This window comes from Ruegeria sp. CDSB013 (assembly GCF_059611165.1).
Window position 1 is genome coordinate 50086 of the sequence record NZ_JBXWPA010000007.1, and the last position, 14057, is coordinate 64142.

Below are 14057 nucleotides of genomic sequence, written 5' to 3' on the forward strand. Positions count from 1 at the left end.
GCTTCAGCTGTTGCCCTCGACAAGGGTTGAAACGATGGCCTTGGCGCTGTCCGAATTCCACTCGGCATCTCCGATCAGGCGGGCAATCTCGTTGCCGTCGGGGTCGAGAATGACAGTGATTGGCAGGGCGATCACGCCCATTTTGCGTGCAACTGCCGATTGGGGGTCCTGATGACGTGGCAGGTTGTCGATGCCGTTTTCCTCGAAAAACTTCTTGATCCCGGCTGGCGAGTTGCGCCCGGTGGCCAGTGTCACGACCTCGAACTTGTCGCCGCCGAATTCTTCTTGCAGCTCGGCGATCTGGGGCATTTCCTTGCGACACGGCGCGCACCAGGTGGCCCAGAAGTTCAACAGAACATACTTGCCCTTGTAATCCGCAAGCGTCGCGGTGCCGCCGTCATCCTCAAGCTGAAATTCAACTGCTTCGACTGGCTTTGGCTCTTTGTGCAGGATCAGCCGTTTTAAGGAGTCCTCCCGAAGCGGTGCCAGAGTTTCGGCATCCGTGGCCAAAGCCGCGTTTGCACCCAACGCAAGGGCCATATAAAGGGGGATCAGACGAAATAGGCGCATATCAACTCCGGGTTTTCTTACATGACCGATCAATCTTCGAACCAGATGTGGGGCGGCCGCTTTGCCGCCGGTCCAGACGCGATCATGGAGGCGATCAATGCCTCGATCGGGTTCGATCAGCGGATGGCAGCCCAGGACATTGCAGGCTCGCGTGCCCATGCCGCCATGCTGGCTGCCACAGGTGTTATAACTGATAGTGATGCGCAGGCTATTCGGGAAGGGCTGCTCACTGTTTTGTCAGAAATCCAGAACGGAGAATTTCAGTTCTCGACCGCGCTGGAAGACATCCACATGAATGTCGAGGCGCGCCTGAAAGAGGTGATTGGCGAACCCGCAGGCCGTTTGCACACAGGCCGGTCGCGCAATGATCAGGTGGCGACCGATTTCAAACTATGGGTCCGCGATCAGTTTGATGCGGCTGAATCCGGCCTGCTGGCCCTGATCCGCGCGCTTTTGGCGCAGGCTGAGGCTGGTGCCGATTGGGTCATGCCCGGCTTTACCCATTTGCAGGTTGCGCAGCCCGTCACATGGGGCCATCACATGATGGCCTATGTCGAGATGTTTGGCCGCGACCTGTCCCGCGTTCGCGATGCCCGCGCCCGGATGAACGAATCCCCCTTGGGTGCAGCCGCGCTGGCTGGAACGTCCTTCCCCATCGATCGTCAGATGACGGCTGAGGCGCTGGGCTTTGACCGCCCCGCCGCCAACTCACTGGATGCGGTCAGCGACCGTGATTTCGCGCTCGAGTTCCTGTCGACCGCCTCAATCTGCGCTGTGCACCTGTCGCGCTTTGCCGAAGAGCTGGTCATCTGGTCTTCGGCTCAGTTCCGGTTTGTTACGCTGTCCGATCGGTTCTCGACCGGTTCGTCAATCATGCCGCAGAAAAAGAACCCTGATGCCGCAGAACTGATCCGTGCCAAAGTGGGTCGGATTTACGGCGCCAATACTGCGCTGATGATGGTTATGAAGGGATTGCCGCTGGCGTATTCCAAGGACATGCAGGAAGACAAGGAACAGGTCTTTGATGCCGCAGACAACTGGATGCTTGCTCTGGCCGCGATGGAAGGCATGGTCAAGGACATGACGGCCAACCGCGAAAGCCTTGCTGCCGCAGCAGGGTCTGGTTTTTCGACTGCGACCGATCTGGCCGATTGGCTGGTCCGTGTGCTGGGTCTGCCGTTCCGCGACGCGCACCACGTTACCGGATCGCTAGTCGCCATGGCGGAAAGCAAGGGTTGTGACCTGCCTGATCTGACGCTGGAAGACATGCAATCGGTCCATGCGGACATCACCGACAATGTCTATTCTGTCCTTACCGTCGAAAATTCGGTAAACTCACGCCAGTCTTATGGTGGCACCGCGCCGGATCAGGTGCGTGCCCAGGTCAAGCGGTGGAAGGCGCTGGTGTGATGCGGATACTACGTGTGGTGCTTCTTATTTCGGCCGGGGCTCTTCTGGTCGGCTGCGGAGCGGACGGCGAACCCATCCAACCCACGATGAGCGCAAATATCGGTGTCGGCAGCAGCGGCACCTATGGCGGTGTCGGGGTCGGTCTGCGACGCGGCGGGCTCGGCGTTTTCCTGGGGCTGTAATCGTCGATAGCAATCTCGAATTACCGTGCCTAATTGAGCAGCATAGTGGCCGAGCGCCAAATTCAAAATAGAAGTCAAGACAATGAAAATCATCGGCCTGATCCTCTCGCTAGTCGTACTGGCAGCCTGCGACCCAACATTTAAACCCCGCCCCGAGCCCGCAGAGACATCAACCGGGAACGGCATCAAAATCTCGGGTTATGGCCGGGTCGGTGTTTCCACATCGAACTGATCTTGCGCGGAATCCATTGATCCGCGTGGCCATTTTGGTCTAAGCGCGCAGTCATGGATCACTTTCTCTACCGCGACGGCGCGCTATACGCCGAGGATGTCCCGATTTCCGAAATCGCAACTGCGGTCGGAACACCATTCTATGTTTACTCCACCGCGACGTTATTGCGGCATTTCCAGCTTTTCGATGATGCGCTGGACGGCATGGATCATCTGGTCTGTTATGCGATGAAGGCGGCCAGCAATCAGGCGATCCTGAAGACGCTGGCACAGGCCGGTGCGGGAATGGACGTGGTCTCGGGCGGGGAATATCTGCGTGCCAAGGCGGCCGGCGTTCCGGGCGACAAGATCGTGTTCTCGGGCGTTGGTAAGACTGCGGATGAGATCCGCGCTGCGCTGAACGGCGGTATCCGCCAGTTCAACGTCGAATCCGAACCCGAGATGGAAGTGATCAACGCCATCGCGTTGGAGCTGGGAGTGGTCGCACCAATCACCGTTCGGGTGAACCCGGACGTGGACGCCAAGACCCATGCCAAGATCGCGACTGGCAAGTCCGAGAACAAGTTTGGCATCCCGATCGCGCGCGCATCTGAGGTCTATGCACATGCAGCCAGCCTTCCTGGGCTGGAGGTGATCGGTATCGACGTCCATATCGGCTCGCAACTGACCGAGTTAGAGCCGTTCGAGATGGCCTACACCAAGGTCGCCGAACTCACGGAAAAGCTGCGGTCCGAGGGCCACAAAATCCGACGCCTTGATCTGGGCGGGGGATTGGGCATTCCATACACCCGCGCCAATGACGCACCGCCCTTGCCGGTGGAGTATGGCGCGTTGATAAAGAAAACGTTGGGCCATCTGGGCTGCGAGATTGAAATCGAACCCGGGCGTCTTATTGCCGGTAATGCGGGTTTGATGGTCAGCAAAGTGATCTACGTGAAATCCGGCGAGGGCCGTGATTTTCTGATCCTCGACGGCGCGATGAACGACCTGATCCGTCCGGCGATGTACGAGGCGCATCATGACATCGTTGCCGTAAATGAACCTGCTCCAGGCGTCGAACAGCAACCCTATGACATTGTCGGCCCGGTTTGCGAAAGCGGTGATACTTTTGCAAAGGAACGCAACATGCCGCCCCTTGCGCCAGGCGATCTGGTCGCCTTCCGCAGTGCCGGTGCCTATGGTGCGGTGATGTCCAGCGAATACAATACCCGTCCCCTGATCCCAGAGGTTCTGGTGCATGGGGATCAATTTGCAGTTATTCGTGAACGCCCAAGCTTTGACGAAATCATAAACCGCGATACCATACCTGAGTGGCTTTGACGCGATAGGCGCGCGGGCCCGACCAGGAGGCCCGCCTTGCGCGCAAAACACAACCTGCCGATCCCAAGACTGTCCCTGTGGCTGACGCACGCAGGGATGCTGGCCGAGCAGTTTTTGCGCGCGTTTTGGCCGTTTTTCTCGGTTTTAATGGCGATTCTGGCGGCTTTGATGCTGGGCTTGCAGGACGAGGTCCGCGTTGAAATCGTCTGGGGCGTGGGCGCGGTAGCACTGCTGGGATTGGCCGCGACGCTGTTTGTAGGCGCAAGGCGATTCCATTTCCCCACACGGGCCGAAGCGCTGATGCGGCTGGATGCGGCACTGCCCGGTCGGCCGATTCAAGCTTTGATCGACGATCAAGCCATCGGCGCGAAGGACGCGGATTCCGTTGCACTGTGGCACGCACACCAGAATCGGATGGCGCGACGTGTTGCGCAGGCGGAACCTGTCAAACCCGATTTGCGGCTGGCCGATCGCGACCCCTATGCGCTGCGCTATTCGGCACTGCTTGCGCTGGTGATCGCAGCGATGTTCGGATCGTTCTGGCGCATCGGCTCGGTGGCCGAGATGACGCCGGGCGCTGCCGTGGCAGGGCAAGGCCCCAGCTGGGAAGGCTGGGTTGAGCCGCCGCGTTACACCGGGCTACCGACGCTCTATCTGGCTGATCAATCCGATCCAACACTGTCTGTCCCGCAGGGCAGCCGTATCACACTGCGTTTCTACGGAGAAATTGGCGCGCACAGTTTGACGGAAACCACCACGCCATTGGGTACTGAGGCCGCGACTGAGCCGGAACAGGATTTTGTCGTCGAACGCTCGGGCCAGTTTAAAATCGACGGCCCATCGGGACGGAACTGGGCGCTGAATGTTATCGCGGATACCCGCCCACAGGTGGCCGTGGCTGGTTCGGCCGAGTCGGAGGCTGGCGGTCAGATGAAACTGCCATTTGCGGCCAACGACGATTACGGAGTGGTATCCGGCTCGGCTGTGATCGAGTTGGATCTGGCCTCAGTCGACCGGCAGTACGGTCTGACGGCTGCGCCTGAGCCGCGCGAGGTCATAACGGTTGAACTACCCATGCCGATCACCGGCGACCGGGCGGATTTCACCGAAGATCTTATCGAGGATTTTTCACAGCATCCATGGGCGCATTTGCCGGTAAAAGTCACCCTGATGGCCCGAGACGCGGCGGATCAAGAGGGGCAATCCGAGCCTTATGCGACTGCGTTGCCCGCACGCCGGTTCTTTGATCCGCTGGCGGCTGCCGTGATCGAACAGCGTCGCGATCTACTGTGGACGCGCGAAAACGCGACCCGAGTTTCGCAGATGCTGCGGGCGGTATCGCACCTGCCCGAAGAGCTTTTCCGGTCAGACACCGCCTATCTGCGCCTGCGCGTGATCCTGCGCCGGTTGGAGATGTTTAATGAATACGGCCTGAAGCCGGAACAGCAGGCAGAAATCGCCGAGGCGCTTTGGGAGCTAGGCGTTCTGATCGAAGACGGCACCCTTGCCGACGCGTTGGAACGCATGCGCCGTGCGCAGGAGCGCCTGACTGAGGCGATGAAAAACGGTGCGACCGATGAAGAGATCGCCGAGTTGATGCAGGAACTGCGCGAGGCGACACAGGACTACATGCGCCAATTGCAGCGTCTGGCGCAGGAAAACGGCGAGTTCGACGAGAACCAGCAAGGTCAGGACGGCGAGTCCATGCAAATGACGCAGGACGACCTGCAGCGCATGATGGACCGCATTCAAGAGCTGATGGAACAGGGCCGTATGGCCGAAGCGCAGCAAGCGCTGGAAGAGTTCCAGCAGATGATGGAGAATATGCGCGTCACCCAGGGCCAGGGTCAGGGGCAACAGTCCGAAGGCCAGCAGGCGATGGAAGGATTGGCCGAAACTCTGCGCGAACAGCAGGGCCTGAGCGATCAGGCCTTCCGTGACCTGCAAGAACAGTTCAACCCGGGCGCGCAAGCCGGCGAAAGCCAGGGCAACGAAGGCCGTTCGGGTGGGCAGGGCCGGGGCCAAAGCCATGAAGGGCAGGGCGGCCAGGGTCAGGGGACTGACGAACAGGGCGGCGGCCAGCAAGGCCAGGGGTCCCTTGCGGATCGCCAACAGGCATTACGTGATGAGCTGAACCGCCAGCAGCAGGGATTGCCGGGCGCCGGAACCCCCGAGGGCGATGCGGCACGCGATGCACTGGACCGTGCCGGGCGCGCGATGGAGGGTGCCGAAGAAGCCCTGCGCGGCGATGATCTGGCCGAAGCAATCGACCAACAGTCCGAAGCGATGGAGGCCCTGCGCGAGGGCATGCGATCTCTGGGCGAAGCACTGGCCCAAAATCAGCAGAACCAGCCGGGCCAAGGGTCGCAGGAAGGCGACATGCAAGCCGACAACCGTGATCCGCTGGGCCGCAGCCCGGGGGCCAATGGCACAATCTCGACCGATGAAAACCTGTTGCAGGGTGAAGATGTCTATCGTCGCGCCCGCGAATTGCTGGACGAAATCCGCCGCCGGACTGGGGAATCGGATCGCCCCCAGATTGAACTGGAATACCTCAAACGCCTGTTAGAAAGGTTCTGATCTCAGTTAGTTCTGAGAGGTGCCAGACCCGGTCTGTGCTTCAAGCCACAAACGCGCTTGATCCACCAGAGAGACATAACTGTTGAGAACCGGATCAGCCTGCGGCACCGCTTCGGAAATCTTCTGGGAATTGCTGTAGATCAGCAGCAGGGCCACGCCGACAACCAGAATCAGCAAGAATCCGCGCCGAAACCCGCCAGACTTGCGGGGCGGGGGCATGTCCTCGTCCAGCTTTGGCAAGGGATCGTCGCTGCGCAGGCTGGAATTGATTGCCTCGACATCCGGCAGCTCGTCTTTCTGACCGAAATCCTTTGCGGTTTCCGTCGCGATCAGGTCCTTGGCGGCTTTTTCCACTTCGGGCGGTGCGTCGAGAGCCAAATCGGTCTGCGTCTCAAGGCTGCTGCCTTCGTGGGCGCGCAGGTCTGCTTCGCGGGCCGCTTCTTCCTTGAGGATGTTGGCAACCGCCGGGTCGACATTGCCGGTCGAGGAAGCTGCGGCAGGTTCGGGCTCTTCGATAGGTTTCGCGACAATCTCTGGCGTTTCCGCCTTTGCCGCGGGTTCGTCCGCGGGCGGTTCCGGCCTTACCGGTTCAGATGCGGTTTCGGGGTATTTGGCCTGAAACCAAGTCTTTTCGCAGTTGGAACACTGCACATCGCGGCCTTCCTCGGGAATGACCTCGTCTGGCACTTCGTACTGAGCACCACAATTCGGACAAGTAAGACGCATGCTGCCTCCCGGTCGGGGGCCCGACCTGATAATAGTTTTTTCAGGGATGTTATTCCGTTAAGACCTGACCGCAAAGGGTGTTTTCGGTTTCACACGGCAAGTGTCACCAATTCGACCCGGTGCAGGCATTGAAACCACAACCGCGCTCGGGCAAGAAGGGCGGCAACAATAATTGGGGGCCCTTGTGATCGAGCTGGAAAACGTCAGCTACACCTATGGTGATGGTGAGTTGCTGAGCGACGTGTCGCTTCAGTTGCAGCCGGGGTCGTTCCATTTTCTGACCGGTCCGTCGGGTGCGGGCAAGACGACCTTGCTCAAGCTGTGTTATGGCGCGTTGCTGGCCACATCAGGACGGCTGAGCGCATTTGAGCAGGATATTGCACGCCTGGACCGAGATCAGATGGCGCTGCTGCGTCGCCGGATCGGGGTCGTGCATCAGGATTGCCGATTTCTGGACCATATGACCTTGGCTGAGAACGTCGCGTTACCATTGATGGTGTCCGGCAAAGGCGAGAATGCGCAGAAAGAGGACCTGCTGGAATTGCTGAACTGGGTCGGGCTGGGCACACGGCTCGATGCGCTTCCGCCGGAACTTTCCGGGGGTGAGCGTCAGCGCGCGGCATTGGCGCGGGCTGTCATCCTGTCACCGGACGTTGTGCTGGCAGATGAGCCGACCGGCAATGTGGATTGGGAAATGTCCCAGCGATTGCTGCGCCTGCTGGTCGAGTTGAACAAAATGGGCAAGACCGTGCTGATCGCAACCCATGACCTGAGCCTGATCCGCGCGGCCAAAAGCCAGGTTCAGGCCCGCGTCCTTCGGATATCGCAGCGCCAGATTCAATTGGCGGGGGCGGATCTATGAACAAGGGCACCATCCGCAGCATGCTGGTGCGCGACAAACGCGCAGATCGGGTTGTTCCGCCATCCGGCTACACGGCGCAACTGACCCTGTTCGTTTCCGGTGCGATGGCCTTTCTGGCCGTTTTCGCGCTTGCCTTGTCGCTGGCATCAGGCCGGCTGGCCGACCGTTGGGCATCGGAACTGGCGGGGGCTGCCACATTGCGTATTAACGCGCCCGCCGAACAACTTTCCGCCCAGACCGAGGCCGCGCTGACCGTGCTGGCCCAAACCCCTGGCGTTGCGTCGGCACGCGCCCTGGCCGCAGAGGAACAGGTCGCGCTTTTGTCCCCGTGGTTCGGTCCTGATTTGCCGCTGGATACTCTGCCTGTTCCGCAACTAATAGAAATCATCGAGGGCGAACCGGGTCTAGATACCGCTGGCTTGCGCTTGCGACTTGGTGCCGAAGTGCCCGGCGCCGTGCTGGACGACCATTCACGCTGGCGCGAGCCGCTGGTCGAGGCGGCAAACTCGCTGCGGCGATTGGGCTGGGTGTCTATCCTGCTGATCGGAGGCGCAACCGCGGCGATGATTACGCTGGCGGCCAATGCTTCATTGGCGGCCAATGCGCAGATCATCGAAGTCCTGCGTCTGGTCGGTGCCCGTGATCGTTTTATCGCCAGCGCATTTGTACGGCGGTTCACATATCGCGCTTTCTTCGGTGCGCTGGTCGGGGTGCTGTTCGGCATGACCGGTGTTCTTCTGTTGCCCGAAGCCTCGGTAGAGGGCGGGTTTCTGACTGGATTGGGTTTTCAGGGGGTTGGCTGGCTGTTGCCTGCGCTGATACCTCTGCTGGGGGCTGCGGTGGCGTTCTTGGCCACCTGGACAGCGGCCGTGCGCAAATTGAAGGAGCTTTCGTGATGGCTACAGCGGTCCAATGGGTGCGCTCTTTGATCTTCATGATCGTGATTTATGCGTGGATGCTGATCCTTGGTATCGTCTTCGCCCCTTACGCGTTGTTTGCAAAACGTGGGGCATTGCAGGCCTGTAAAACCTACGCGCGATCGACGATCTGGTTGGCAAGCTGGATGGTTGGCATCCGTTGTGAGGTTCGCGGAAACGTTCCAGTGGACGAGGTCGTAATTGGAGCCAAACACCAGTCCTTTCTCGACATCATCATGATTTTCAGCGCCATTCCGCACGGCAAGTTCATTATGAAAAGGGAACTGCTGTATACCCCGGTTATCGGTCTCTATGCCCGTCGCCTTGGGTGCATACCGGTTGATCGCGGCAGAAAGGGCGCTGCCGTCGCCAAGATGGTCAAAGACGTGGCTAAAGAGTTCTCTGAACCCGGGCAGCTTGTGATTTACCCGCAGGGCACACGCGTCGCACCGGGGGCGAAGAAACCTTACAAAGTTGGGACGGCAGTTCTGTATGAAGGGCTGGGCTTTCCTTGTGTGCCGGTTGCGACGAATGCTGGTGTTTTCTGGCCGCGTACCGGGGTTATGCGCAAACCTGGTCTTGCAATTGTCGACTTTCTTGACCCGATCGAACCGGGTGTGGGGCGGGATCAATTTCTTGGACGTCTGGAAGACGTGATCGAAACACGATCCAATGCATTGATGCGAGAAGTGGGGTTTGAACCGGATGGAGCTCATTAAGAACATCGAAACGCTTGAGGCGCTCTACGGCACACCGGGCGCGCCTTCACTGCGCAAAGTGGCCAGACAGCTCACTCCGCTTTATCGCAAATGGATCATGGCGTCGCGCCTGTGCATCCTCAGCACCGTCGGGACCGAGGGTGTCGATGGCAGCCCGCGAGGTGACGACGGCCCGGTTGTACTGGAACTTGATCCGCACACACTGGCGATGCCTGACTGGCGCGGAAATAATCGGCTGGACAGCCTGCGTAATATCGTTCGCGACCCGCGAGTGTCGTTGATGTTCATGGTGCCGGGGTCCAACAGTGTCGTGCGATTGAATGGCACGGCGCATGTGACAGCTGATGAAAATTTGCGCGCGCGGTTCGAAAAGCAGGGCAAAAGACCAGCAACAGTGATCGTTTTCGAAATCACTGAGATTTACACCCAATGCGCCCGCGCCTTGATGCGGGCCCGTACTTGGGTCAGCGGCGACGAGACTGCGCATGTGCCGACCGTCGGTGAAATCCTCGCCGAGGCGTCAGACGGCGACGAAGGCGGCACGCAATATGATCAGGAATGGGGCGCGCGCGCCGCGAAGACGATGTGGTGAACTGACCACAAATCGTCACGGAATTGTCACTAGTGTGGACAAATGCTCGGCCAAAATTAAGGATGTAAAAAACGATCCGAGGCCACAATGCAGCAGTTACAATCCCTTCTGAACTCGTTTTTTGAACATGTTCGGAATGTACTTATGTATCCGTTCGATCCCGTTAATCGAATCTACTACGTTTATTTGTGCAGTTCGGTTTTGATCGCGTTCTGGATTTACGTCAGAAATCGAAAAAACACATCTGAGGTTTTGGGCGAAAAGAGCTTTGTTGGTTTTCTGTTCCCTAAAAAGGTCTGGAGGCACCCTTCAGCTTGGCTTGATGTCCGATATTTCTTTTTTCATATGTTTATTGGTCACTTCTTGATGATTGGCCTGTCCGCTGCTGCAGCGGCTCTGTCCTACTATTGGGCGAGCGGCGGGTTCAGTATCAATGAAGCTGCTCCGGCACAGTCCTTAGAGGGTTGGACAGGCGCCGGTATCACCGTTGCGTATATGGCTGTACTGTTCCTTGTCGCAGATTTTCTTGGCTTTTTTGCGCACTATCTACAGCATAAAATCCCGCTTTTGTGGCAATTTCACAAAGTCCATCACAGCGCTGAAGTGATGCACCCGATTTCCAACTTCCGCGAGCATCCGATTGATAATTTTTTTTACAATATTTTGATTGGTCTGGGCGGGGGGGCTATCACCGGCTTCACTTTCCGGATCTTGGGATATCACCCTAACCTTCCTGTTATTCTGGGCGTTCCGGTTTTTATGTTCCTGTTTAACTTCGCGGGCTATAATTTGCGCCATTCCCATATTTGGCTGCGTTGGCCCGGTGTTTGGTCAAAAGTATTTCCGTCACCCGCGCATCATCACGTGCATCACAGCTGTCACCCGGATCACCTGGACAAGAACTTTGCTTTCATGTTCCCATTCTGGGATGTGGTTTTCGGCACTTACGTGATGCCTGAAGACAACAGGGACGTGAAATTTGGTGTAACGGAAAAGGACAACGGCCTGAGGTTGGACTCTTGCCTGAAACTGTACGTGTTGCCGTTCCAGGATGCGTGGCGTCTGTTCCGGCCCAAAAAGCCGTCGGCTCAAACTAACTCTGTCACCAACGAGCCAGCGGAATAATGTTAATCGGTCGACCACCCGGTTACGCCCGGGTTGTCCCATATTGAATTCACTATTGGATCGACCTGCCGCCGTAGGTGAGCGCAACTTTACGAGCGGCCTTGAATAGGTCGGGTAAGCACGGGATCAGGCTGCCGCGGCACCGATCCGGGCTACCTTTGATATCCAACGATCCACGCTGCCGGGTTTGGGATAGCTGGCGCCCGAAAAGTAAGTGAACCGGGTCGGTTTGAAGCCGACAAATCCCAGAATCTGATCGCGGATCTGGCGGATCAGGGCTTGCCTGTAGATCAAACGCATGAACCAGCCCGGCGTGTCCGAGGTCAGGATGACCCGCGCTGTGCGCCCTGTCAGCATAGGTGCTGGAAAGCCGATCCTTGTTGTATTTCGCGTGTCGAAGGTGCGTCCGGGGATGAATGCCCGGTCAATCAAACCTTTCAGCTTGGCCGGCAAGCCGCCCCACCACATCGGTGCTGTCAGGACAAGGTGTTCGCTCCATTCAAAATCCTGCAGCACTTGTTCCAATGCGGGTTCCAACGGTTTGAAGTCCTCATAGTTTCCCTGACCGAAGTCATGGTCAAACTGCAAGTCGCTCAGGTGAATCATGCGAACGTCGTGCCCCTGTCGTTTGGCCGCGTCGGCATAGGTTTCTGCAAATGTCCGGGACAGGCTGCTTTCGCCTGGGTGTCCATCGAGGATCAGGATTTTCTTAGGTTGCATCGCGAATCTCCAAAAATGACCGTGGTCAGTTTATAAGTGAAAAAAATGACCACGGTCAATTACAAAATTTGACCATGGTCAAAAAACATGCGAACAGGGCATATGCAAAAGACAGTTCAAAAGAGAACCCTTAAAACGCGCGCCCGATTAATTGAGGCGGCAGAGGACGTTATCGAAAGAAACGGCTATCAGGCTTTGCGGGTGGAAGACGTGGTTCAGGCAGCCGGGGTCGCAAAGGGAACCTTTTTTTCGCATTTCCGGGACAAAGACGCGCTTATGGAAATGCTGATTGGTGAGAGGCTGGTTGCCTGTTTCGATCAGATTGAACAGGTCCCCGCCCCACGCACGGCCCCCGAAATCGCCGATGCCCTGCAACCGATCCACGCCTTCATGACGTCCGAGCGTTATGTGTTCGATCTGATCATCCGGTACTCAGGCGCTACCGCAATCACCGAGATCGGGCCCATAGCGCGCTGCTTCGAACGCTATGTCCGACTGGTCGCTGGTTGGTTGGAAACCGCGAAGGTGCGCAAGGACATTTCCCCCGACTTGTTGGCCGAGGGGGTTCAGGCTTTTGCTATTCAGTCAATGTCGCTGAAGTTCTGCGCTCTGCATGAAGCAGAGAGTTTTTCAGACAGGTTGGAAATCTATCTGGACGCGTGGTTAACCCCGGCAACCTGACGGCGGCCGGGGTTTAATATTAACTGTGAATCGGTCCGTCGCCACAGGCCAACGCAGCCTCACGCACGGCTTCCGAATAAGTTGGGTGGGCGTGGCAGGTCAGGGCCAGATCTTCGGCCGAGGCGCCGAACTCCATCGCCACACAGACTTCATGAATCAGATCGCCCGCACCCGGGCCGATGATGTGGCAGCCCAGAATGCGATCAGTTTCCTTGTCGGCCAGGATTTTGACAAACCCATCGGTCATTAAGTTCGCCTTGGCGCGGCCGTTGCCCATGAACATAAACTTGCCGACTTTATAGGCGCGGCCCTGTTCTTTCAGGGTCTCTTCGGTTTCGCCCACATTTGCGACCTCGGGCCATGTGTAGATCACACCCGGGATGACGCCGTAGTTCACGTGCCCATGCTTGCCCGCAACCTGCTCGGCTGCGGCCATACCTTCATCTTCGGCTTTGTGCGCCAGCATGGGGCCTTCTGTTACGTCACCGATGGCGTAAATGCCCGGCACGTTTGTCTGCCAATCGGCCCCCACCTTGATCTGACCACGCGGTGTCATTTCAACACCCAACGCTTCCAGACCCAAACCATCCGAGTACGGTTTGCGCCCGGTGGCGACCAGAACTGTATCAGCTTCGATCACATGTTCGCTGTCATCCTTGCGCAGCTTGTAAGTCACTTTGGCCTTGGTCTTGGTGGCTTCGGTCTTTTGGACCGCCGCGCCCATGACAAATTTCAGGCCTTGTTTCTTTAAGATGCGCTGGAAGGTCTTCTGCACCTCAGGGTCCATGCCGGGAGTGATCGCATCTAGGAATTCGACCACAGTCACCTCAGCGCCCAGACGCTGATAGACCGAGCCCAGTTCCAGCCCGATCACGCCCGCGCCGATCACCACCAACTTCTTTGGAACCTTGTTCAGGGACAAAGCTCCGGTCGAAGTCACCACAACCTTTTCGTCCACCTCGACACCGGGCAGAGAGGACGGTTCGGACCCGGATGCGATGATGATGTTCTTTGCGGTGTGAACCTCATCACCCACTTTGACCTGACCCGCGGCAGGGATCGAGCCCCAGCCTTTCAACCAGTCGATCTTGTTTTTCTTGAACAGGAACTCGATACCCTTGGTATTGCCGTCGATCGTTTCCTGCTTGTAGCCCTGCATTTGTTTCCAATCGACCGAGGGGCTTTTGCCCTTCAGGCCCATCTTGGCAAAGTTATGCTCGGCCTCATGAAGTTGATGGCTGGCATGCAGCAGCGCCTTCGAGGGGATACAGCCGACGTTCAGGCACGTGCCGCCCAGAGTTTCACGCCCTTCGACGCAGGCAGTCTTCAGGCCCAGCTGAGCGCAACGGATGGCGCAAACATAGCCGCCGGGGCCTGATCCGATTACGATAACGTCATAATTTGCCATGTGTCAGGTCCTTA

At 58.0% G+C, this 14057-nt stretch carries 15 protein-coding genes; 11 read left to right on the forward strand and 4 right to left on the reverse strand.

Annotation, left to right across the window (positions count from 1 at the left end):
* Positions 1-3: 3 nt before the first annotated feature.
* A complete protein-coding gene (locus tag AC2FJF_RS13195) occupies positions 4-570 on the reverse strand; it encodes a TlpA disulfide reductase family protein (protein WP_058273552.1) in 567 nt (188 codons plus the stop codon).
* Between the two features lie 21 nt (positions 571-591).
* Between AC2FJF_RS13195 and argH the strand changes: the two genes are divergently transcribed.
* From argH to AC2FJF_RS13220, 5 genes are all read left to right on the forward strand, one after another.
* Complete coding sequence (gene argH, locus AC2FJF_RS13200; protein WP_496725810.1) at positions 592-1980, forward strand: argininosuccinate lyase; 1389 nt, start codon at positions 592-594, stop codon at positions 1978-1980.
* A complete protein-coding gene (locus tag AC2FJF_RS13205) occupies positions 1980-2162 on the forward strand; it encodes an argininosuccinate lyase (protein ID WP_496725811.1) in 183 nt (60 codons plus the stop codon). Before argH ends, AC2FJF_RS13205 begins: the two co-directional genes overlap by 1 nt.
* Before the next feature lie 82 nt (positions 2163-2244).
* A complete protein-coding gene (locus AC2FJF_RS13210) occupies positions 2245-2394 on the forward strand; it encodes a hypothetical protein (RefSeq protein WP_496725812.1) in 150 nt (49 codons plus the stop codon).
* A gap of 53 nt (positions 2395-2447) precedes the next feature.
* Complete coding sequence (lysA, locus tag AC2FJF_RS13215) at positions 2448-3713, forward strand: diaminopimelate decarboxylase (protein ID WP_496725813.1); 1266 nt, start codon at positions 2448-2450, stop codon at positions 3711-3713.
* Positions 3714-3749: 36 nt separating this feature from the next.
* A complete protein-coding gene (locus AC2FJF_RS13220) occupies positions 3750-6293 on the forward strand; it encodes a TIGR02302 family protein (protein WP_496725814.1) in 2544 nt (847 codons plus the stop codon).
* Between the two features lie 6 nt (positions 6294-6299).
* Here AC2FJF_RS13220 and AC2FJF_RS13225 read toward each other — a convergent pair whose 3' ends face one another.
* Entirely contained in the window at positions 6300-7019 is a 720-nt protein-coding gene (locus tag AC2FJF_RS13225; protein ID WP_496725815.1) for a zinc-ribbon domain-containing protein, read from the reverse strand.
* 184 nt (positions 7020-7203) lie between these two features.
* On the opposite strand from AC2FJF_RS13225, the gene AC2FJF_RS13230 reads away from it, so the two are divergent.
* From AC2FJF_RS13230 to AC2FJF_RS13250, 5 genes are all read left to right on the forward strand, one after another.
* The gene (locus AC2FJF_RS13230) at positions 7204-7881 is read left to right on the forward strand and encodes a cell division ATP-binding protein FtsE (RefSeq protein ID WP_496725816.1); all 678 of its coding nucleotides are present in this window, start codon (positions 7204-7206) and stop codon (positions 7879-7881) included.
* Positions 7878-8777, forward strand: a complete 900-nt coding sequence (locus AC2FJF_RS13235; protein WP_496725817.1) for a cell division protein FtsX — start codon at positions 7878-7880, stop codon at positions 8775-8777. The genes AC2FJF_RS13230 and AC2FJF_RS13235 overlap by 4 nt, the downstream gene beginning before the upstream one ends.
* On the forward strand, positions 8777-9517 hold the full coding sequence (locus tag AC2FJF_RS13240) for a lysophospholipid acyltransferase family protein (protein WP_496725818.1): 741 nt from the start codon (positions 8777-8779) through the stop codon (positions 9515-9517). Before AC2FJF_RS13235 ends, AC2FJF_RS13240 begins: the two co-directional genes overlap by 1 nt.
* Positions 9504-10109, forward strand: a complete 606-nt coding sequence (locus tag AC2FJF_RS13245) for a pyridoxamine 5'-phosphate oxidase family protein (protein WP_496725819.1) — start codon at positions 9504-9506, stop codon at positions 10107-10109. Before AC2FJF_RS13240 ends, AC2FJF_RS13245 begins: the two co-directional genes overlap by 14 nt.
* A 252-nt stretch (positions 10110-10361) precedes the next feature.
* Positions 10362-11234: a sterol desaturase family protein gene (locus AC2FJF_RS13250; RefSeq protein ID WP_496725820.1), complete on the forward strand. Its 873-nt coding sequence runs from the start codon at positions 10362-10364 to the stop codon at positions 11232-11234.
* A 126-nt stretch (positions 11235-11360) separates the two neighbouring features.
* On the opposite strand, the gene AC2FJF_RS13255 is transcribed toward AC2FJF_RS13250, so the two are convergent.
* Positions 11361-11954 (reverse strand): NAD(P)H-dependent oxidoreductase, encoded by a 594-nt coding sequence (locus tag AC2FJF_RS13255; protein ID WP_282169812.1) that lies wholly within the window; start codon positions 11952-11954, stop codon positions 11361-11363.
* A 102-nt stretch (positions 11955-12056) separates the two neighbouring features.
* Here AC2FJF_RS13255 and AC2FJF_RS13260 point away from each other — a divergent pair, with 102 nt between their 5' ends.
* Positions 12057-12635, forward strand: coding sequence for a TetR/AcrR family transcriptional regulator (locus AC2FJF_RS13260; protein ID WP_496725821.1), 579 nt, complete (start codon positions 12057-12059; stop codon positions 12633-12635).
* Positions 12636-12654: 19 nt separating this feature from the next.
* On the opposite strand, the gene lpdA is transcribed toward AC2FJF_RS13260, so the two are convergent.
* On the reverse strand, positions 12655-14043 hold the full coding sequence (lpdA, locus tag AC2FJF_RS13265) for a dihydrolipoyl dehydrogenase (RefSeq protein ID WP_496725822.1): 1389 nt from the start codon (positions 14041-14043) through the stop codon (positions 12655-12657).
* Between the last annotated feature and the right edge of the window lie 14 nt (positions 14044-14057).

Excerpts from the sequence above, each read along its gene's own strand:
- AC2FJF_RS13195 (WP_058273552.1), bottom strand. The coding sequence starts at position 570 with ATGCGCCTATTTCGTCTGATCCCCCTTTATATGGCCCTTGCGTTGGGT.
- argH (WP_496725810.1), top strand. The coding sequence starts at position 592 with ATGACCGATCAATCTTCGAACCAGATGTGGGGCGGCCGCTTTGCCGCC.
- AC2FJF_RS13205 (WP_496725811.1), top strand. The coding sequence starts at position 1,980 with ATGCGGATACTACGTGTGGTGCTTCTTATTTCGGCCGGGGCTCTTCTG.
- AC2FJF_RS13210 (WP_496725812.1), top strand. The coding sequence starts at position 2,245 with ATGAAAATCATCGGCCTGATCCTCTCGCTAGTCGTACTGGCAGCCTGC.
- lysA (WP_496725813.1), top strand. The coding sequence starts at position 2,448 with ATGGATCACTTTCTCTACCGCGACGGCGCGCTATACGCCGAGGATGTC.
- AC2FJF_RS13225 (WP_496725815.1), bottom strand. The coding sequence starts at position 7,019 with ATGCGTCTTACTTGTCCGAATTGTGGTGCTCAGTACGAAGTGCCAGAC.
- AC2FJF_RS13235 (WP_496725817.1), top strand. The coding sequence starts at position 7,878 with ATGAACAAGGGCACCATCCGCAGCATGCTGGTGCGCGACAAACGCGCA.
- AC2FJF_RS13240 (WP_496725818.1), top strand. The coding sequence starts at position 8,777 with ATGGCTACAGCGGTCCAATGGGTGCGCTCTTTGATCTTCATGATCGTG.
- AC2FJF_RS13245 (WP_496725819.1), top strand. The coding sequence starts at position 9,504 with ATGGAGCTCATTAAGAACATCGAAACGCTTGAGGCGCTCTACGGCACA.
- AC2FJF_RS13255 (WP_282169812.1), bottom strand. The coding sequence starts at position 11,954 with ATGCAACCTAAGAAAATCCTGATCCTCGATGGACACCCAGGCGAAAGC.
- AC2FJF_RS13260 (WP_496725821.1), top strand. The coding sequence starts at position 12,057 with ATGCAAAAGACAGTTCAAAAGAGAACCCTTAAAACGCGCGCCCGATTA.
- lpdA (WP_496725822.1), bottom strand. The coding sequence starts at position 14,043 with ATGGCAAATTATGACGTTATCGTAATCGGATCAGGCCCCGGCGGCTAT.